The organism is Nonomuraea sp. NPDC049625 (genome assembly GCF_040675285.1).
GTDB classification, from domain to species: Bacteria; Actinomycetota; Actinomycetes; order Streptosporangiales; family Streptosporangiaceae; genus Nonomuraea; species Nonomuraea angiospora_A.
Genome location: NZ_JBFAOQ010000005.1, coordinates 95,103 through 113,335, shown reverse-complemented (window position 1 = coordinate 113,335; position 18,233 = coordinate 95,103). Strand labels below are relative to the sequence as shown.

Annotated in this window: 20 protein-coding genes; 7 read left to right on the top strand and 13 right to left on the bottom strand. The window is 70.6% G+C overall.

The window, feature by feature from the left end; all coding sequences use genetic code 11:
• Positions 1-8: 8 nt before the first annotated feature.
• Entirely contained in the window at positions 9-992 is a 984-nt protein-coding gene (locus tag AB0J87_RS23015; protein WP_363968074.1) for a hydroxyacid dehydrogenase, read from the top strand.
• Positions 993-1,085: 93 nt separating this feature from the next.
• Here the strand turns inward: AB0J87_RS23015 and AB0J87_RS23010 are convergent, their stop codons facing one another.
• Genes AB0J87_RS23010 through AB0J87_RS22980 form a run of 7 tightly spaced genes read right to left on the bottom strand, consistent with a single transcriptional unit; the run spans position 1,086 to position 8,704 of the window.
• Positions 1,086-2,078, bottom strand: coding sequence for an Lrp/AsnC family transcriptional regulator (locus tag AB0J87_RS23010; protein ID WP_355197038.1), 993 nt, complete (start codon positions 2,076-2,078; stop codon positions 1,086-1,088).
• 19 nt (positions 2,079-2,097) lie between these two features.
• Positions 2,098-2,937, bottom strand: a complete 840-nt coding sequence (locus AB0J87_RS23005) for an alpha/beta hydrolase (RefSeq protein ID WP_363968072.1) — start codon at positions 2,935-2,937, stop codon at positions 2,098-2,100.
• An 11-nt stretch (positions 2,938-2,948) separates the two neighbouring features.
• Complete coding sequence (locus AB0J87_RS23000; protein ID WP_363968070.1) at positions 2,949-4,118, bottom strand: Xaa-Pro peptidase family protein; 1,170 nt, start codon at positions 4,116-4,118, stop codon at positions 2,949-2,951.
• Positions 4,115-4,969, bottom strand: coding sequence for an ABC transporter permease (locus tag AB0J87_RS22995; protein WP_363968068.1), 855 nt, complete (start codon positions 4,967-4,969; stop codon positions 4,115-4,117). The genes AB0J87_RS23000 and AB0J87_RS22995 overlap by 4 nt, the downstream gene beginning before the upstream one ends.
• Entirely contained in the window at positions 4,966-5,919 is a 954-nt protein-coding gene (locus AB0J87_RS22990; RefSeq protein ID WP_355197032.1) for an ABC transporter permease, read from the bottom strand. Before AB0J87_RS22990 ends, AB0J87_RS22995 begins: the two co-directional genes overlap by 4 nt.
• A 5-nt stretch (positions 5,920-5,924) precedes the next feature.
• Positions 5,925-7,496, bottom strand: coding sequence for an ABC transporter substrate-binding protein (locus AB0J87_RS22985; RefSeq protein WP_363968065.1), 1,572 nt, complete (start codon positions 7,494-7,496; stop codon positions 5,925-5,927).
• Positions 7,496-8,704 (bottom strand): membrane dipeptidase, encoded by a 1,209-nt coding sequence (locus AB0J87_RS22980; RefSeq protein ID WP_363968062.1) that lies wholly within the window; start codon positions 8,702-8,704, stop codon positions 7,496-7,498. Before AB0J87_RS22980 ends, AB0J87_RS22985 begins: the two co-directional genes overlap by 1 nt.
• 129 nt (positions 8,705-8,833) lie before the next feature.
• Here AB0J87_RS22980 and AB0J87_RS22975 point away from each other — a divergent pair, with 129 nt between their 5' ends.
• Together AB0J87_RS22975 and AB0J87_RS22970 are read left to right on the top strand one after the other, a co-directional pair.
• Positions 8,834-9,835, top strand: coding sequence for an ABC transporter ATP-binding protein (locus AB0J87_RS22975; protein ID WP_355197027.1), 1,002 nt, complete (start codon positions 8,834-8,836; stop codon positions 9,833-9,835).
• 7 nt (positions 9,836-9,842) lie between these two features.
• On the top strand, positions 9,843-10,817 hold the full coding sequence (locus tag AB0J87_RS22970) for an oligopeptide/dipeptide ABC transporter ATP-binding protein (protein ID WP_363968059.1): 975 nt from the start codon (positions 9,843-9,845) through the stop codon (positions 10,815-10,817).
• 42 nt (positions 10,818-10,859) lie between these two features.
• Here the strand turns inward: AB0J87_RS22970 and AB0J87_RS22965 are convergent, their stop codons facing one another.
• The 4 genes from AB0J87_RS22965 to AB0J87_RS22950 form a co-directional block, all read right to left on the bottom strand.
• A complete protein-coding gene (locus AB0J87_RS22965; protein WP_363968057.1) occupies positions 10,860-11,825 on the bottom strand; it encodes a metallophosphoesterase in 966 nt (321 codons plus the stop codon).
• Positions 11,826-11,913: 88 nt separating this feature from the next.
• Complete coding sequence (locus tag AB0J87_RS22960; protein ID WP_363968055.1) at positions 11,914-12,141, bottom strand: aldehyde dehydrogenase family protein; 228 nt, start codon at positions 12,139-12,141, stop codon at positions 11,914-11,916.
• A 57-nt stretch (positions 12,142-12,198) separates the two neighbouring features.
• Positions 12,199-12,393: a ferredoxin gene (locus tag AB0J87_RS22955; protein ID WP_363968053.1), complete on the bottom strand. Its 195-nt coding sequence runs from the start codon at positions 12,391-12,393 to the stop codon at positions 12,199-12,201.
• Positions 12,394-12,407: 14 nt separating this feature from the next.
• Positions 12,408-13,628: a cytochrome P450 gene (locus AB0J87_RS22950; RefSeq protein WP_363968051.1), complete on the bottom strand. Its 1,221-nt coding sequence runs from the start codon at positions 13,626-13,628 to the stop codon at positions 12,408-12,410.
• A 300-nt stretch (positions 13,629-13,928) separates the two neighbouring features.
• Here AB0J87_RS22950 and AB0J87_RS22945 point away from each other — a divergent pair, with 300 nt between their 5' ends.
• The 4 genes from AB0J87_RS22945 to AB0J87_RS22930 all read left to right on the top strand — a co-directional run bounded on the left by AB0J87_RS22945 (position 13,929) and on the right by AB0J87_RS22930 (position 16,098).
• The gene (locus AB0J87_RS22945) at positions 13,929-14,570 is read left to right on the top strand and encodes a TetR family transcriptional regulator (RefSeq protein WP_363968049.1); all 642 of its coding nucleotides are present in this window, start codon (positions 13,929-13,931) and stop codon (positions 14,568-14,570) included.
• A 113-nt stretch (positions 14,571-14,683) separates the two neighbouring features.
• Positions 14,684-15,439, top strand: coding sequence for an SDR family oxidoreductase (locus AB0J87_RS22940; RefSeq protein WP_363968047.1), 756 nt, complete (start codon positions 14,684-14,686; stop codon positions 15,437-15,439).
• A 13-nt stretch (positions 15,440-15,452) separates the two neighbouring features.
• Entirely contained in the window at positions 15,453-15,590 is a 138-nt protein-coding gene (locus tag AB0J87_RS22935) for a hypothetical protein (RefSeq protein ID WP_363968045.1), read from the top strand.
• Positions 15,591-15,675: 85 nt separating this feature from the next.
• Positions 15,676-16,098: a nuclear transport factor 2 family protein gene (locus tag AB0J87_RS22930; RefSeq protein WP_363968043.1), complete on the top strand. Its 423-nt coding sequence runs from the start codon at positions 15,676-15,678 to the stop codon at positions 16,096-16,098.
• Positions 16,099-16,102: 4 nt separating this feature from the next.
• On the opposite strand, the gene AB0J87_RS22925 is transcribed toward AB0J87_RS22930, so the two are convergent.
• Both AB0J87_RS22925 and AB0J87_RS22920 read right to left on the bottom strand, forming a co-directional pair.
• Positions 16,103-17,104 carry a LacI family DNA-binding transcriptional regulator gene (locus tag AB0J87_RS22925; RefSeq protein WP_355197013.1) on the bottom strand — a complete coding sequence of 334 codons (1,002 nt, stop codon included), beginning with the start codon at positions 17,102-17,104 and terminating at the stop codon, positions 16,103-16,105.
• A 38-nt stretch (positions 17,105-17,142) separates the two neighbouring features.
• On the bottom strand, positions 17,143-18,222 hold the full coding sequence (locus tag AB0J87_RS22920; protein WP_363968040.1) for a glycoside hydrolase family 172 protein: 1,080 nt from the start codon (positions 18,220-18,222) through the stop codon (positions 17,143-17,145).
• Between the last annotated feature and the right edge of the window lie 11 nt (positions 18,223-18,233).

The following is an 18,233-nucleotide window of genomic DNA, read 5'->3' as shown; positions in this document are numbered from 1 at the left end:
CACTGGTCATGTCCGAACCCACCATCCGCCAGCTTTTCGACGACGCACGATTCGAGCGACTACACAACCTCGCCCGGCTCGGCCGCCCCGAAGCGCTGACCGAGCTCGGCTCACCGTCTAGCCGCGCCCGGCTCCGCGACATCGAAGTCATGATCACAGGTTGGGGGTGTCCGCTCCTGACCGGCGAGGTCCTCGATGCCGCTCCCCGGCTGCGCGCCGTGCTGCACGCGGCCGGCACCGTGAAGACGCATCTGACCGACGCCTCCTGCTGGGAACGCGGGATCCTCGTCACCTCCGCGGCCAACGCCAACGCGGTGCCCGTCGCGGAGTACACCCTCGCCGCGATCCTGCACAGCGGCAAACGCGTGAGCGCCTTCGCCGAGGCGTACCGGCGGCGGGGCGCCGACTCCGCGTGGCGGGAACGGGTGGCCGCCGGGTCGAACTACGGCGGCGTCGTCGGCATCGTCGGCCTGTCGCACACCGGCCGGCGGGTGGCACGCCTGCTGCAGGCCTTCGACCGCACCGTGCTCGTGAGCGACCCCTACGCCACCGAGGCGGACGCCGAGGACCTCGGCACGACCCTCGTGCCCCTGCCCGACCTGCTGCGCCGCAGCGACATCGTGACCCTGCACGCGCCGTCACTGCCCGAGACCCGCAACCTGCTGAACGCCGACCGCCTCGCGCTGCTTCCCGACCACGCCACGGTCATCAACACCGCCCGAGGCAGCCTGATCGACACCGACGCGCTCACCGCCGAATGCGTGAGCGGGCGGCTCAGCGCGATCCTCGACGTCACCGACCCCGAACCGCTGCCGGTCGACTCACCGCTGTTCGGGCTGCCCAACGTGCAGCTCACGCCGCACATCGCCGGAGCCATGGGCACGGAGGTCCATCGCCTCGCCGAGGCTGCCCTCGACGAACTCGAGCGGTACGCGAAGGGGCTGCCTCCGGCGTATCCGATCCACATGCGCGACCTCGCCCGCATCGCCTAGAAACCCCGGTACGGACATGCTCGCGTGACAACGCCCTTCCGCGCCGGCCGGCCGGTGTCCGTACCGGAACCGGGCTCTCTTCCCGCGGCCCGGTCAGCCGGCCAGCGCCGCGGCGATCCGGTCCTCCGCCCAGGGCACCATGAGGAAGCCGCGTTTGACCGTCAGCACCTGCACGCCCGCCGTCCACGACTGGATGCCGGGCACGGAGGCCAGCGTGCGCGAGGTGAAGTGGTGGATGTCGGCCGTGGTCGGCACGATCACCTCGCAGATCAGCGACGTCTGGCCCAGCAGGGAGGCGATCATCCGCACGCCGCGCTCGTTCGCGAGCCGCTCGGCGACGGCGTCCTGCATGCTGGGCTCGACCGACAGCCAGAAGAGCAGCTCCGCCTCGTAGCCGAGTGCGGCGGCCGGGATGAACGTGGCCGTGATGGCGCAGCCGCGCTCGACCATGGCCTCGAAGCGCCGCCTGGCCGTGCTCTCGCTGATGCCCAGCCGGTTGCCGACCGACTGGAAGCTGGCCCGCCCGTCCTCGCGCATCGCCGCCAGCACGGCGCGGTCGACGTCGTCGAGGTGCCCGCGCTCGCAGGTGTGCAGGGGCGGCTCCAGCGCGAACGGCGCCGCCTGCTCCCCGACCACGGGGACGCTCCAGTCGTAGCTGCGCTTGTAGGTGTGCAGCACGAGGTCGGCGACGCTCTGCTGGGTGCCGGGGATGGCGTGCACGACGTCGACCAGCATCGAGTACAGGTCGCGGTCCTTGGGCGCGACGAGCTCGAAGACGATGTCGTAGCCGCCGGTGACGATGGAGACGTACCGGATGTCGGGGTTCTTGGCCAGCAGCCCGGCGACCCTGAGCTGGCTGCCGGGCGCGCACGACAGCCGGACGATGAACACGTGCACGGGCCCGTCGTGCTCCAGGTGCGGCAGCACCGCCACGCGGGCCAGGCCCGCGGCGAACAGGTGCTGGGCCCGGCGCGCCACCGTGCTGGTGGAGATGCCCAGCAACTGGGCGATGTCGGTCCAGCTCGCCCTGCCGTTCACGTGGAGCGCGGCGAGGATCTTCCGGTCGAGGTCGTCGAGATCTTCCATCGGGGGCATCATCGCGTGTTCAGCGCCGCCCGCGCACCTTGTCGAGGAAGTCGCGGACGGTCGTCTCCCACAGCTCGGCCTCCTCGACCTGCGGCGAGTGGCCGGACTTCTCGAATACCCGCAGCTCAGCCTGGGGGATGAGGCGGGCGATGGTCTCGCTGCACTCGACCGGCGTGATCCAGTCGTGCCTGCCGACGGTCACCAGGACCGGGGCCGTGATGCCGGGCAGCAGGTGCTTGATGTCGTAGTTCGGCTGGTTGACGGCGAAGGCGTGGTTGTGGGTGAGGTAGTGGTACGGAGTCGCGGCCACGCGCTGCTCGACCTTGGCCGGGTCGTAGTCGTGGTCGTAGAGCGGCAGGATCTCCCGCCAGCAGTCCTTCAGGTCCGCGTCGTCGCGGACGGTGCCGGACATGATCCGATCCAGCTTGGCCGGGTCGATCCGCACCCGGGACGAGGCGGCGGCGTTGCGGGTGGCGAGCTCCTGGTTGGCGTTGTCGGCCGAGGTGTCGCGCAGCACGACGGCGCTGACGCGGTCGGGGTGGCGGGCGGCGTACTCCATGGCGATGAAGCCGCCGTACGAGCCGCCGGCGATCACGATGCGCTCGGCGCCGAGCCATTCGCGCAGGCCCTCGACGTCGGCGACCCACTGCTCGTGCGTGAACGGCCCGTTCTGTCCGCTCCTGCCCGATCCTCTGGCGTCGAAGACGACCACCCGGTAGGCGTCGGCGAGCCGCCCGAAGCTGGCCTTCGGCTCGGCGAGCGAGCCGAGCCCCGGCGCGCCGTGGTGGGCGATGATCGTCTCCTCGCCGTCGCCGAGGACCTCGACGTTCAGGGGGTTGCCGTTGATGTCGACGAACACGTGTCTGCCTTTCAGATGATGACGTCGGTGAGCTCGCGCGGGTACGCCGTGAGCCGGCGCGGCCCCGACTCGGTGACCAGGACGGTGTCGGAGATGCGGTACCCGGCGTGCCCCGGCACGTACACGCCGGGCTCGCTGGACAGGATCATGCCGGGGGCCAGCTCGGTGGTGTCGCCGTCGGACAGCCACGGCGGCTCGTGGAAGCCGAGCCCGATGCCGTGCCCCTGCCGGTGGCGGATGTACTCGCCCAGCCCGGCCTCCTCGATCACCGCCAGGCAGCGGCGGTTGGCCTCCTCGCAGGTCAGGCCCGCGATCAGGGCCTCGGTACCGGTCTCCTGGGCCTCGCGGACGGTCTCGTAGTAGCGGGCCTGCCGCGTGGTGGGCTCGCCGATCACGAACGTGCGCTCGCTCTCGACGAACCGGCCGCCGACCGCGCACCCGAGCGAGAGCATGAACGTCTCTCCCGCCCGCAGCCGGTCGCCGCCCGGCAGCCGGTGCGGCTGGGCCGAGTTGGGGCCGCCGTAGACGAGGCCGCCGGTGAGCATGGGGACCACGACGACGTCCTGGTGCCTGGCGTACATGAGGCGGGCGCCGTGGCCGATGACGTGGGAGGCCAGCTCCGTCTCGGCGGGCAGCTTGCCGCCGGCTTCGAGGGCCGCCCTGACCAGCTCGACGCCGGCCTCCAGCATGGCGTCGGCGATGCGCGCGGCCTCCTCGTGCAGGGTGATCTCCTCGGGCGTCTTGCGCAGCCGGACGCGGCCGACGGCCTCGCAGGTGCTCCACCGGGTGCCGGGGAACGCCTCGGCCAGGGCCTGGGCGCGGGCGACGCTGGTGGAGGGTGCGTACGCGGCGGTCGCGGGCCGGCGTACGTGGCCGGCGAGCACCGCGAACGGCGGGCGGCGGCCGGGGAACTCGGGATAGGCCACGATCTCGGCGCGGGCCCGCTGGTCCTGGGCGTACTCGCGTTCGAGGTCCGGTACGAGCAGGACCGGGTCGCCGTCGAGCGGCAGCCAGCAGGCGACCGGGCGCTCGTTCGGGAAGTGGTGGAAGCCGGTGAGGTAGGCGACGTCGAGCGGGTCGTCGAGCAGCAGCGCCGACAGGTCCTCCGCGGCCATCTCCGCGCGGACGCGGGCGAGCGCGCCGGCGTAGAAGGCGTCGGGGAGCCGCTGGCTGAAGGTCATGAGTCGCTCCTGTGGTTGCGGGCGTCGTTGTAGGCCACGGACAGCAGCGTCGTGGACAGGACGAGCAGCAAGATGGCCAGCGACGGGAAGAGTGTGGTCCACCAGGCGGAGGCGAGCGAGCCGGACTGCTGCGCCTTGTGCAGGATCGTCCCCCACGACCAGCTGTTGGGGTCGCCCAGGCCGAGGAAGGAGAGCCCGGCCTCGGCGAGCACGGCGCGGGAGGTGGTCAGCACGACCGACACGCCGACGACGGGGATGACGCCGGGCAGCAGGTGCTTGCGGACGATCCACAGCGACGAGCCGCCGACGACCTTGGCCGCCGACACGAACGGCATGGGCACGATCGCCAGCGCCTGCGAGCGGACCACGCGGGCCACCTCGGGCCAGCTGAACAGCGCGATGACCACGGCCAGCGTGCGCACGCTCGGCCCGGCCAGCGCCGCCACCAGGATCATCAGCGGCAGCACGGGCAGCGACAGCGACAGGTCCACCAGCACGCCGAGCGGCGTGTCGAGGCGGCGGAAGTAGGCGGCGCTGACGCCGATGAGCAGGCCGATCACGATGGCCAGCACGGAGGCGCTGACGCCGACCGCCATGCTGACCCGGGTGCCCCACACGACCTGGGCGAACACGTCCTGCCCGATGTCGTCGGTCCCGAACCAGTGGGCGGCCGACGGCGGCTGGGAGGTGTCGGCGCCGTACCCCTCGGGGAAGGGCGCGATCAGCGGCGCGAGGACCGCGACCAGTGCCAGCAGCACCAGCACGACGCCGCTGGCCAGGCCGAGCGGGTTGCGGCGGAACGCGCTCCAGGTCCGCTGCCTGGGCGTGAGCTCGATGGCAGCCACAGTCATGAGGTGCGCACCCTGGGGTCGAGGATTCCGTAGGCCACGTCGGTGATCAGGTTGGCGGCCACGACGGCCGCCGCGAGCAGCACGAACGCGCCCTGCAGGACGGGGAAGTCGAGCTGGCCGACCGCCTCGTAGATGGCGCGGCCGATGCCCGGGTAGGCGTAGATCGTCTCGGTCAGCACCGCGCCGCCGACCAGGGTGCCGAGCTGGAGCCCGGCGATGGTGGTGGTCGGCAGCAGCGCGTTGCGCAGGGCGTGCTTCCACACGACCTTCCCCGGGCGGACGCCCTTGGCCTTGGCCAGTGCGACGTAGTCCTCGCCGAGCGCGTCGATGAGCGTGGTGCGCATGGTGAGCACGTAGCCGCCCAGCTGGATGAGGACCAGCGACAGGCACGGCAGCACCAGGTGGTGCAGCATGCTGAGCGTGGCGCCGAAGCCGGTGGCATCGAGGTCGACCGCGCCGCCGATGGGGAACCAGCCGAGCCAGACCCCCAGGACGTACATGAGGAAGATCCCGACGCTCGGCACGAACAGGGACTGCGCGGTGACGCCGGTGACCTGGATCAGGCGGTCCAGCCACCCCTTGGCCTTGGTGGCGGCGAGCACGCCGAGCGGGATGCCCAGCGCGATCGTCACCACCATGGCCGAGATTGTCAGGATCAGCGTCCACGGCAGCCGCTCCATCAGCACGGTCGTGACGGGCACCGACTGACGGAACGACATGCCGAGGTTGCCGTGCAGGAGCTGGCCGAGGTAGTCGACGTACTGCGCGCCGAGTGACTTGTCCAGGCCGAAGTCGGCCAGGAGCTTCTGGCGCAGCTCCTCGGTCATGTTCGGGTCGGCCACGGCCAGCACCGGGTCGCCCGGCAGCAGGCGCACCAGGAAGAACGTGACCGTGACCGCGAACCACAGGGTGAGCAGGCCGCGGGCCAGCCGCAGGCCGATGAACCGCATGGCGATCAGCCCGCCGGCTTGGCCGCGGCGAGGGAGAGCGGGTTCAGGATGGACAGCAGCTCGCTGGGCATCGGCTTGAACCCGGTCCACTTCGTGGAGTGCGCGATGTTGAACGTCTCCACGTACAGGACGTTGTCGTAGACCTGGTCGTGGATGATCCGCGCGGCCTCCTGGATCGGCGCCTTGGCGTCGGCGGGGCTGAGCGCCCGCTGCGCCTGGTCGATCAGGTCGTCGAGCTTGGGGTCGCTGACCTGGGCGTAGTTGATGAACCCGCCGGTCTTGAAGGCCAGCCCGAGGTTCGCGGGCGGGTTGTCCATGACGGCCCACGAGCCGGCGTAGATGTCGAAGTCGCGCTTGAGCGTCTTGTCCAGGTACGTGTTGCGCTCCAGGCCCTGCAGCTTGATCGTGATCCCGGCCTTCTTCGCCGAGTCGCGGACCATGGGGGCCCAGCGGGCGATGTTCGGGTCGGCCTGGTCGTAGACCATGCTCAGGCTGAGGTCGGTCACCCCGGCCTCGGCCAGCAGCTTCTTGGACTGCTCCGGGTCGAAGATGTACTCCTTCGAGGACGGGTCCACGTAGTCGGGCAGCGACGGGGTGAGCACGCTGGAGTTGGAGGACTTGGCGAAGCCCTTGAGCGCGATGTTCCTGATGGCCTCGTAGTCGACGGCCTGCGCGAGCGCCTGCCGGACGCGGACGTCGTCGAGCGGCTTGCGCTTGGTGTTGTACTGCAGGTGCGCCCAGCCCAGCGACGGGATCTGCTGCAACGTGACCTTCGGGTCGTTCTTCAGCTCGGTCGCGGTGGCGGGCGGCAGCACGTTGCCGATCAGGTCGATCTCGCCGTTGCGCAGCGCGAGGACCTCGGTGTTCACGTCGGGGAAGACCCGGAAGACGATCTCCTTGACGGCGGGCGTGCCGGGGCCGAAGTCGTCCACGCGCTGCATGATGTAGCGCTGGCCGCGCTCGACCTTGGTGAGCTTGAACGGCCCCGCGCTCACCCAGTCGGCGTCGTTGGCGAACTTCTGCACGCTGGGCGCCTTCTCGAAGACGTGCTTGGGCACGACCGGCAGCCAGAAGCCGACGTTGTCGAGGAAGGTGCCGTCAGGGCGCTTGAGGGAGAATCGCACCTCGGTCGGCGAGACGGCCTCGGCCTTGTCCAGCGCGGTGATGAGCCCGGCGACCACGCCGAACTTCTCCTTCTGCACCGTCGTCACCGAGAACACCACGTCGTCGGCGGTGACCGGCTTGCCGTCGGACCACTTCATGTCGTCGCGCAGCTTCACCGTGGCGGTCTTGCCGTCGTCGGAGTAGGACCACTCGGTGGCCAGGTACGGGACGCGCTTGCCCGACTCGTCCATCTGGGTCAGGTGCGGGTACATGAGGTTGGTGACCCACGAGTCGGTACGGCTGTTGCCGACCAGGGGGTTGTAGTTGACCACGTCGGCGGTCGTGCCGATGGTCAGCCGGTCGGCGTTGGCCGGCGGCGCGCTCTGGGACGACGACGACTGTCCCGGCACGCTAGGGGCGCAGGCCGCCGTCGCGATCGCCAGCGCGGCGAAGACGAGGATGGAGCGTCTCATCAGAACCAGACCTCTTCCAGCACACGCATGACGTTGCCGCCGATGACCTTGGTGATCTCGTCGTCGGAGTAGTCGTGGGCGACGAGCCAGGAGATGATGTTCCAGAAGCACTCGGCCGGGTTCTCCAGGCCGTCCACGTAGGCGACCTTCTCGTACGGGGTTCCCGCGTGCGCCTCGTTGAGCGACAGGTGCTCGGCGAAGGTGTCGTGCAGCCCCACGTGGTCGCCGAACAGCGTGTCGGGGCCGAAGGCGACGTGATCGATGCCGACGAGGTCCACGCAGTAGGTGAAGTGGTCCATGACCGACTCCAGGCTGTGGCGGGGGTGGTCGGGCGAGAGCGTGGTGTGCGGGGCCGCCTCCAGGCCGATCACGCCGCCGCGCTCGGCCGCCGCCTTGATGACGGAGTCCGGCTTCATCCGGTTCGTCGGCCAGACCGAACGGGCGCCCGCGTGGGTGATGAGGATCGGCTTGGTGGAGTGGCGGATCGTGTCGAGCGAGGTCTGGTCGCCCGAGTGGGAGACGTCGATGGCGATGCCGAGCTTGTTCATGCGGCGCACGGCCTTCTCGCCGAACAGGGTCAGGCCGCCGTCACCGCGCTCCTTCAGGCCGCTGCCCAGGGTGTTGGCCTCGCTGTAGGCGATGCCCATCTGGCGGACGCCGAAGCCGTACAGCATGTCGATCCTGTCGACCTCGTTCTCGATCATCGTGGCCGCCTCGAGGGCGAGCACGAGGCCCATGCGGCCGCCGGCGTGTGCCTCGCGCACGTCGGCCAGGCGCTCGACCTTGATGAGGAAGTCCTGGTGGGCCAGGTCCGACAGGCGCATGCCGATGTCGGCGATCACGTCGTTCCACTTCCAGCCCGCCTGGCTGGTGATGCAGCAGGTGCCGTCCATGAGGTTGTCGAAGACGACCGTCATGCCGGAGCGGGCCAGGCCGGCGTAGCCGGTGTGGTGGCGGGCGGTGCGGTTGTAGTCGACGGTCTGGCCGATGTCGTCGGGAAAGATCGACGGGTGGTCGTGCAGCGAGACGACCAGGCTGTCGACGAGCAGGCGGCGGACGCGCTCGGTCTGCTCGGTGGTGAGCTCGGGCCCCTGGTACGCCGGAACCCTGCCGAGCTCGGGCGCCAGGTCGAACTCCCGGTAGTCGACGCCTGCTTCCAGGTACTCGTAGGAACGGTAACCCTTATAGCTCTTCGCGGCTTCCAGCACTGGCAATCCCTTTCATCCGATTTCGAGGAAGCTTGCCAGGATCGGGCGTGAAAGGCAATATGAGAGTTGTTTTTCGGCAACTTCGGCTAAGTCGACGCCAAGTTTCGTCACATCTGAGAAAGGGGTGCAGTGAGCGAGGCACCCGTCCTGGAGATCCGCGACCTCCACGTCACCTTCACCGCCCACGGACGCGAGGTCCCGGCGGTGCGGGGCGTGGACCTGACCATCGAACGCGGCCAGACACTGGCGCTGCTGGGCGAGTCGGGGTCGGGCAAATCCGTCACCGCCAAGGCCGTCATGGGGCTGCTCGACGGCCCGAACGTCCGGGTGCGCTCCGCGGCGACCCGGCTCGGCGGCCGGGACCTGACGGCGATGTCCGCCGAGGAGCGCCGTGCGCTGCGCGGCAGCGCGATGACGCTGGTCTTCCAGGACGCCCTGTCGGCGCTCAATCCGGTGCTCAGCGTCGGTGACCAGGTCGGGGAGCTGTTCCGGGTGCACCGTGGCGCCTCGCGCAAGCAGGCCAGGGCCCGCGCGGTCGAACTGCTCGACCTGGTGGGCATCCCGGCCGCCGCCACGCGCGTGGACGACTACCCGCACCAGTTCTCCGGCGGCATGCGCCAGCGCATCCTCGTGGCCATGGCCGTGGCGCTCGAACCCGACCTGATCATCGCCGACGAGCCGACGACCGCGCTGGACGTGACCGTCCAGGCGCAGATCCTGGAGCTCATCGACCGGCTGCGGCGCGAGCTGGGCACCGCCGTGCTGCTCATCACCCACGACCTGGGGGTGGCGGCCGAGGTCAGCGACCGGGTGGCGGTGATGTACGCCGGGCGCATCGTGGAGAGCGGCGAGGTCGGCGAGCTGTACGACCTGCCGGCCCATCCCTACACCGACGCGCTGCTGGCCGCCATCCCCGACCTGGACAGCCCGGCCGCGTCGCTGCGCGCCATCCCCGGGGCGCCGCCGAGCCCGGCGAGCGTACCGCCCGGGTGCTCGTTCGCGCCGCGCTGCGCGCGGGCGAGCGAGGTGTGCTCGACCACGCGTCCGGAACTGACGTTGCTGCCGACCGGAACCGGCCGGTACGCCGCCTGCCACCACTCGGAGGAGATGCTCGATGCCGCCCGCGTCTGACCAGCCCGTGTCTGACCAGCCCGTGTTGCAGGCCGTCGGGCTGCACAAGACCTACCGCGGCGGGATGCTGTCCAGGGGCGGGGCCGTGCGCGCGGTCGCGGGCGTGGACCTGGAGCTGCGTGCCGGCGAGACCCTGGGCATCGTCGGCGAGTCGGGTTGCGGCAAGTCCACGCTGGCCCGCATGCTCGTCGGCCTCGAACGCCCTGACCAGGGCGAGGTCACCTTCCGCGGCCGGCCGTTCTTCGCCCGCGGCGGCGTGCCGCGCGACATCAGGCGGCGCGTCCAGATGGTCTTCCAGGACCCGCTGACCTCCCTGAACCCCCGCATGACGGTGCATGACATCGTCGCCGAGCCGCTGCGGGTGCACCGGCTGTGCCCGGACGCGCGCGCCATGCGGGAGCGGGTCGGCGAGCTGCTGGAGCTGGTGGGCCTGTCCCCCGACCGGATGAACCGGTTCCCGCACGAGTTCTCCGGCGGGCAGCGGCAGCGGATCGGCATCGCCCGCGCGCTGGCCACCGAACCGGACGTGATCGTGTGCGACGAGCCGGTGTCGGCGCTGGACATGTCGGTGCAGGCGCAGGTGGTCAACCTCTTCGCCGAGCTGCAGCGCACGCTCGGCGTGGCGCTGGTGTTCATCGCCCACGACCTGGCCGTGGTGCGGCACGTGTCGCACCGGGTCGGCGTGATGTACCTGGGGCGGCTGGCCGAGGTCGGGCCCGCGGCCGGGGTGTACGGTGAGCCGGCGCATCCGTACACGATGGCGTTGCTCTCCGCGGCACCCGTGCCGAAGCCCCGGCTGCGCGGCCGGAAGCGGATCATGCTGGCGGGCGACCCGCCGAGCCCCGTCGCGCCGCCACCCGGATGCCGCTTCCACACGCGCTGCTGGAAGGCGACCGAGCGGTGCGCCGAGGTCGAGCCCGTGCTGGAGGCGGTCGGCGACCACTACGCCGCCTGCCACCACGCCGAACGGGCGGGCGGCTGAGCCCGCGGCCCGGAGCGAGTGCTCCGGGCCGGCGGCCTTCCTTCAGGAGGCGGGCACCCTCTGGGGCCGCCATGAGAACACCGCGCGCGAGCGGGGCTCGACCGTGACGCGCAGCCACTGGGTCGCCGTGACGCCGTAGGTCTCCAGCCTCGTCAGGTTGGGGACGCCCGCGTAGCCGGGCTCCACCTCGTACACGTGCTCGTCACCGTGCACGAGCAGGACGGGCTTGCCGTACGCCTTGGCACGGTCGGTGATCCGGGCGCGGATCTCGGAGAACCCGGGAGTGTCGGTCGGCTCGGCCTGCATCAGGAGCAGCACGCCGGGCGCGTTCGTCTGCCGTGCGGTGTCGAAGGCGGTGTCGATCCAGTCGAGGGCCGCCGCCTTCCGCGCCGTGAACTCGGCCAGTCGCAGGTCAGGGCGGTCGCCGCCGGGCAGTTGGGACCACGGCGCCAGGTCGTTCTCGCTGCCGACCACGTGCACGGTCGCGAACACGACGCCCTGCCGGCGGAACAGCACGTTCTCCTTGTAGGCGCTGTGCCGGCTGTCGGACGCCTGGGTCCGCACGCCGATCGAGTTGCGGCCGAGCGTGTGACCGGCCTTCGGGTAGAAGAACGTGCGGACCGCGTCGAGCCGCTCGGTGGGCACATAGCCCCCGGCGGCGGTGCGGTGGCAGTCGGTCCACTCGTTGTCGCCGGGGGTCAGCACGAACGGGTCGTCGAAGGTGCCGAACAGCTTGGCCAGGTCGGCGAAGCGCGCGTCGTCACAGGTGGACGCGCCATCCTTGACGTCACCGGCGTGCAGGACGAAGCGGACGTCCGGGTCGGCGTTCACCGCGTCGACCAGCGCGGGGAACGCCGCCCGCTGGTCGGCGCCGTACGGAGTGTCGCCGAGCAGGGCGAAGCTGAGAGACGGGCCGCCGGTCTCCTGGACATCGGCCGACGCGGGAGTGACGGTGCCGGCGACCAGGGCTGCCATCAGCGCGGCGACGGCAGCGGAAGATTTACGCATGGGACGATTCTCCGCACAGCCCGACAACCCGGACATTACGCCAAGTCGACGAGTCACCGACGGCTCGCTGACATGGACGTGGCCGACCTCATCCCGGCCATCCTGAGGTCAGGCCGATCGGACGCCACGGGCCGTGGTCGAAGGCGGCGCGGGCGGCGGCCACGGTGCGGTCCATGTCCTGCACGGTCGCGACCGGTACCTCGCCGACGACCTCCTCGCTCGACGGGGAGACGACCTTCAGCACCTCGCCGCCCGCCGGTTTGACCCACTCACCTCCGACGTAGAACTCACGCCGGTACATCAGCCGATCGTCCATGACGCTTGCCTTCCTGCTGGGGGATGGTGGACCCGCATCGGCCCTGGCCGCCTTCGGTCACTCCTCGACGGTGATGGCCAGGGCGGGGCAGACCAGGGCGGCCTGCCGCACGTCCGCCATCCGCTCGGGCGACGGGTCGTCGTTCAGCAGGACCACGACCCCGTCCTCGTCCCGCTGGTCGAACACGTCGTCGGCGGCCATGACGCACTGCCCGGATGCGACGCACTTGTCCTGCTCGATGATGATCTTCACGATGTCCTCCTCGGTCACCAGGTGACGGGCAGCTCGTAGGCCCCGTAGACGAACCCGTCGTGCTTGAACGGGATCTGCTCCAGCTCGGCGGCGAGCGCCAGGGTGGGGATCCGCCGCAGGAGGGCGGGGTAGGCGACCTGCAGCTCCATCCGCGCCAGCGGCTGTCCCAGGCACTGGTGCACCCCGTACCCGAAGGTCACGTGCAGCCGGGGGTTGCGCTGGAGGTCCAGCCGGTCCGGGTCGGGGAAGACGGACGGGTCGCGGTTGGCGGTCTCGTTGACCGTGATGATGCCCTCGCCGGCCCGGATGACCTGGCCGGCGATCTCGATGTCCTCCAGCGCCACCCGCCGCAGCCCGCCGTGGGTGATCGTGAGGTAGCGCAGCAGCTCCTCGACCGCCGAGGCGATCAGCTTCGGGTCGTCGCTCTCGCGGAGGAGGGCGAGCTGGCCGGGGTCCTGCAGCAGGGCCAGGGTGCCCAGCGTGATCATGTTCGCGGTGGTCTCGTGGCCGGCGAACAGCATCAGCACGCCCATGCGGGCGGCCTCCTGCCGGGACAGCTCACCGGCCTTGACCCGCTCGACCAGCCCGGACAGCAGGTCGTCGCCGGGCTTGGCGAGCTTCTCGCCGATCAGCCCGTCCAGGTACTCGGCCAGCCGGTGCTGGGCCTGTCCGCGTTCCTCCGCGGTCGAGTTGCGGTTGATGATGGTCCTGCTGTTGGCCTGGAAGAACTCGTGGTCGTCGTACGGGACGCCGAGCAGGTTGGAGATCACCAGAGAGGGCAGCGGCAGCGCGAACGCCTCGACGAGGTCGGCGGGCTTCGGGCCGGCGAGCAGCCGGTCGATCAGCTCGTCCGCGATCTCCTGCGTGGCCGGGCGCATCGCCTCGACCCGCTTGACCGTGAACGCGGAGGTTGCCATCCGCCGCAGGCGGGCATGCTCGGGATCGTCCATCATGATGAAGCCGAGGCTCGCCGAGCCCGCCTTGGCCATGCTGTCCATCGTCGCGGCCTCCGCCGGGGAGAGCCGGGGGATGCCGCGCGCGGGCTCGACGCTGACCTTGGGGTGACCGAGCACAGCGCGGTGCTCGGCGTGGCCGGTCACCAGCCACGCGGTGCTGCCGTCCCACAGCCGGACCCGGGCCAGCGGGCCCTCCTCCTGCCGCGCCCGCATCGCGGGAGCCGGGTCCAGCGGGCACTTCGCCGATCTGGCGATGTCGTACTCCGGGATTGTCGTCACTGTTTCCTCCTGGAATGCCTTTCAAGCGAGCTTCACGGGCCGTCTCGCGGGCCTGGCCGATCCCCGCACTCGCGTCGGCTGGATGATTTAAATCAACCGATTGATTTAAACTCTAGCGTGGGGCGGATGCCTGTCAAGCCGGAGCAGCCCTCGACGGGACGACCGTCGGTCCGTCGCTTGAATAGGCTGTCCTTCCGTCACGCCTCGCCGGCACGGCCGAGGACCTGCGGCGGCCTGTGGGACCGGGCCGTCGCGGGCTGCGCGAAAGTCCCGGTGCGGTGAATGACGATGATCAGCAAGATGACACGGGACGAGCAGGTCAGCGCGACCCGGGAGGCGCTCCTGGCCGCGGCCGAGCGGCTGTTCGCCGAACGCGGCGTGCACGCCGTCGGCAACCGCCAGATCAGCGAGGCCGCCGGGCAGGGCAACAACGCCGCGGTCAGCTACCACTTCGGCACCAAGGCCGACCTGATCCGCGCGATCGCGCGCAAGCACGCCGAGCAGATCGAGCGCATCCGCGCACGCATGATGGCCGACATCGACGGCTCCACCGACCTGCGCGACTGGGTCGGTTGCCTGGTCCGCCCGCTCACCGAACACCTGGAGACCCTGGGCAGCCCCACCTGGTACGCCCGCTTCGCCGCCCAGGTCATGGCCGACCCCGCGTTCAACGCGATCATGGTGGACGAGGCCCTGACCGCCGCCCCGGTGCTGCGGCTCTTCAGCGACGGCCTGGCCCGGTGCATGCCCGGCCGCCCCGCCGGCCTCCACCGCGAACGCACCACCATGGCCCGCCACCTCATCGTGCAGATGTGCGTCGAGCGGGAACGGGCCCTGGCCGAACACGCGCCCACCTTCCGGCCCACCTGGGACGACACGGCCGACGGCCTGATCGACGCGATCGTCGCGATGTGGCAGGCCCCCGTCCGGGGCACGCCGTAGCTCCTTCTCCCTGCGAAGCAATTTCGCCCGGGCTGTCACAAGCCCGGAGGCTGTCCGGTCTTAGCTGGCGACCGGGTGGCGACGAGGTGGCCCGGCGGAGCGAAAGGATCGCAATGAAGATCGTGGTAATCGGCGGGACGGGCCTGATCGGGTCGAAGCTGGTGGCGAAGCTGGGCGAGCACGGTCACGAGGCGGTGGCGGCGGCACCGAACACGGGCGTCAACACGCTGACCGGCGAAGGGCTGGCCGAGGTGCTGGCAGGTGCGCAGGTGGTGGTGGACGTGTCGAACTCGCCGTCGTTCGAGCGGGCCGCGGTGCTGGAGTTCTTCGAGACCTCCACGGGCAACCTGCTGGCGGCGGAGGCGGCGGCGGGCGTGGGTCACCACGTCGCGGTGTCGATCGTCGGTACGGAGCGGATGCCGGACAACGGATACTTCGCGGCGAAGATCGCTCAGGAGCAGCTGATCGAGAAGTCGGGCATCCCGTTCTCCCTCGTGCACTCGACCCAGTTCTTCGAGTTCGCCCGGGGCATCGCCGACGAGGCCACGGCGGATGGCAAGGTGCACATCGCACCCGTGCTGTTCCAGCCGATCGCGGGTGACGACGTGGCCCAGGCGGTCGGCCGGACCGCGGTCGGAGCGCCGTTGAACGGCAGGGTCGAGATCGCCGGGCCCGAGGAGTACCGCATGGACGAGTTCTTCCGCCAGGCGCTGACCGCCTGGGGCGACCCGCGCGAGGTGGTCACCGACCCGCACGCGCGCTACTTCGGCAGCGAGCTGAGCGAGCGGTCGCTGGTTCCCGAGGACGGCGCCGTCCTCGGCACGATCAGCTACCGCGACTGGCTCGGCCGGAACGCGACCGGCAAATAGCCGGAGGAGGCATGTGAGCCACCCGTTGCACGCAAAGGTCGCCCAGGTCATCGGAGCCCTGGTCGCCGGAGCGTCGTCGGGCATCGGCGAGGCCACCGCGCCGGCCCTCTCGGTGGAGGGGGCCCGTGCCGCGGTCGGGGCCCGGCGCTGACGGTCGGACGGCCTGGCGGGTGACCGCCGTGCCCATTATCTCGGAGGTAATCGACGTCCCGTGCCTTTGCCGAGAGGGTTGCGGCATGAGTACTGACACCCGTGACGTCGTGGAGGAGCTGCTGCGCAGGATGGCCAAGGGCGATCATCCGCGCACCGCGGAGTTGTTCGCCGAGCCGGTCGACTGGCAGCTCGACTGGCCCGCCGAGGGGCATCCCGCGGTGCCGTGGATCCGGCCCCGGTCCAGCCGGGCCGACGTGGCGGACCATTTCCGCTCGCTGGAGGCCCACCACGTGCCCGAGCTGAACGGCACGTCGGTGACGCGGATCCTGGTCGACGGGACGCACGCCGTCGTGCTCGGTGAGATCGCGCAGACGGTACGTGTCAGCGGGGTCGCGTACACCTCGCCGTTCGCGCTGCACCTCACCGTCGAGGACGGGCTCATCACCAGCTACCACATCTACGAGGACAGCCTCACGGTCGCGCGAGCCCTCGGCGGCCGCCGGTGAGCTCTCAGTCGTGCCGGGGGCGGGAGCTTTCGCGGGGGTGCAGTTCCGTCTGCAGCACCATCCGGGCCGCCGGCCGGGCCGGGTTGTCGATCCGGCTGGCCAGCAGTTGCGCCGCCGCCCGCCCCAGTTCGTACGTCGGCTGCCGGACCGTGCTCAGCCCGGGCCGGAACAGCCGGGCCCACGGGATGTCGTCGAACCCGATCACCCCCACCCGCTCGGGGATCGGCACCCCCCGCTCGGTCAGGCACTCCACCGCCCCCACCGTCATGAGGTTGTTGGCCGCGAACACGGCGTCCATCTCCACCCCCTCGTCCAGCAGCGCGGCCATGGCCGAGTAGCCGCCCTCCTCCCGGAAGTCCGCGTGCCGCACCAGGGCACGATCCACCGGCACGCCGGCCGCGCGCAGCGCCCGGTGGTAGCCGCGCAGCCGCCGCATGGCGGTGGACATCCGCCGCGGGCCCGTGATGCACGCGATCCGCCGGTAGCCGGACGACAGCAGGTGCGCGGTCGCCATCTCCGCGCCCTTCTCGTTGTCCACCATCACCGCGTCGACCTCGGTCTCGGCCAGTTCGCGGTCGATGGTGACGACGGCGGTGCCCGCGGCGACCAGGGCGGAGATGTCCGTCGAGTCGTCAGCCGGAGAGATGATCACGCCGGCCATGTTGTCGGCCAGCGCCACCGCGATGTACTCGGCCTCCCGGGCCCGGTTCTCGTCGGTGTTGCACAGGACCACCGAGTACCCGAACTGCCGGCCCCCGTCCTCCACCCCCCGTACCAGGGAGGTGAAGAACGGGTTGCCGACGTCGGAGACCAGCACCGCCCACAACGTCGTCTGCCTGCGCCTGAGATTGCGCGCCACTCCGTTGGGCCGGTAGCCGAGCTCCCGCACGGCCGCGAGCACCCGCCCCGCCAGTTCCGGGTTGACCGTGGAACGGCCGTTGAGCACGCGGGAGACCGTCGCGGCGGAGACCCCGGCGTGCCGCGCGACATCTTGGATCTTGATCAACCTCGTCCGATCTCGGAGACACGGGCAGGAGAAATCGATTACGCAGGTGGGAACGGCAACCGCTCCGCCACCGGCGCGAGCCCGAACGGCTTGTGCGGCAGCGTCTGGTACCAGTACGCGACCGAGGAGAAGTCGTCCGAGCGCTTGTTGGCGTGGCCGTGCTCGATCGTCACCCTGATGGACTCGGTGAACGTGATCGGGTCCTCGACGTGGAAGCGGTAGAGGGAGATCTCGCCGCTCCAGTTGTCCCCGCCGGGCATGGTGATGCCGTGGTACGGCGCGTGGTAGGTCTGCGTCGGGCACCAGGCGGTGTTGAAGTAGTCCTCGGTGCCGGTCCCGTGCAGCGAGGGCGGGAACGGCTCCCCGTCGATGAAGATCATGTCATCGCCCTCGCCGTACCAGTTCCAGTCGCTGGTCTCGCGCAGGTTGCGGATGTTGAGCACGCAGCCCACGTAGTGGCCGCGCCCCTCGGCGTCGAGGATGACGTAGTTGCCGTCGCCCGTGTCGTTGATGCCCTCGACCTGGTACTCGCGGTTGCTCTGCGTGCCCTGCGGGACCCCGTCGGTGGGCCGCTCGCGCCGCCACTGCGCGTGGAAGTAACCGAGGTCCTCGGCCGCCGAGTCGAACAGCTCGTAGTCGACGTAGTAGTAGAAGAAGACCGGCTCGGCCGACAGTTCGCTGATCAGCTCCACCTTCGCGCGGCTCGCGAACGGCATGTGGAACCACGAGTTGAAGCTCTTGCCGTCCTGCGGGCTCATCTGCAGCGGCGCGGAGACGAAGTTCGCGGTCTTGGCGTGGCCCATGCCGAAGAAGTCGCCGAGCGGCACCAGCACGCTGGGGTGCTCCTGGTCGTCCCAGGTGATCTTCAGCACGAGCCTGCGCAGGTAGTCGACGTCCACCGCGTCCGGCACGTCCTTCAGCGGGAGCGCCACCGTGCACCAGATGTGGTTGATCGAGCCGGGGCCCTCGATGTCGGCCAGGGTCACGGTGGTGCCGGCCTCGACGGTCAGCCGGTCCTCGTTGCCGCCCGTGCGGTCGTAGCTGGAGACCCGCTTGCGCCTGGACGACCGCAGGCGGGGCAGGTCACGCAGGCTGCTGCCGTGGTTTCCGTAGCTCATATGATCCTCAT

What these genes read in the sequence shown, in the direction of transcription:
- AB0J87_RS23015 (WP_363968074.1), top strand. Translation starts at nt 9, where the DNA reads ATGTCCGAACCCACCATCCGCCAGCTTTTCGACGACGCACGATTCGAG.
- AB0J87_RS23010 (WP_355197038.1), bottom strand. Translation starts at nt 2,078, where the DNA reads ATGGAAGATCTCGACGACCTCGACCGGAAGATCCTCGCCGCGCTCCAC.
- AB0J87_RS23000 (WP_363968070.1), bottom strand. Translation starts at nt 4,118, where the DNA reads ATGACCTTCAGCCAGCGGCTCCCCGACGCCTTCTACGCCGGCGCGCTC.
- AB0J87_RS22995 (WP_363968068.1), bottom strand. Translation starts at nt 4,969, where the DNA reads ATGACTGTGGCTGCCATCGAGCTCACGCCCAGGCAGCGGACCTGGAGC.
- AB0J87_RS22990 (WP_355197032.1), bottom strand. Translation starts at nt 5,919, where the DNA reads ATGCGGTTCATCGGCCTGCGGCTGGCCCGCGGCCTGCTCACCCTGTGG.
- AB0J87_RS22985 (WP_363968065.1), bottom strand. Translation starts at nt 7,496, where the DNA reads ATGAGACGCTCCATCCTCGTCTTCGCCGCGCTGGCGATCGCGACGGCG.
- AB0J87_RS22965 (WP_363968057.1), bottom strand. Translation starts at nt 11,825, where the DNA reads ATGCGTAAATCTTCCGCTGCCGTCGCCGCGCTGATGGCAGCCCTGGTC.
- AB0J87_RS22960 (WP_363968055.1), bottom strand. Translation starts at nt 12,141, where the DNA reads ATGGACGATCGGCTGATGTACCGGCGTGAGTTCTACGTCGGAGGTGAG.
- AB0J87_RS22945 (WP_363968049.1), top strand. Translation starts at nt 13,929, where the DNA reads ATGACACGGGACGAGCAGGTCAGCGCGACCCGGGAGGCGCTCCTGGCC.
- AB0J87_RS22940 (WP_363968047.1), top strand. Translation starts at nt 14,684, where the DNA reads ATGAAGATCGTGGTAATCGGCGGGACGGGCCTGATCGGGTCGAAGCTG.
- AB0J87_RS22930 (WP_363968043.1), top strand. Translation starts at nt 15,676, where the DNA reads ATGAGTACTGACACCCGTGACGTCGTGGAGGAGCTGCTGCGCAGGATG.
- AB0J87_RS22920 (WP_363968040.1), bottom strand. Translation starts at nt 18,222, where the DNA reads ATGAGCTACGGAAACCACGGCAGCAGCCTGCGTGACCTGCCCCGCCTG.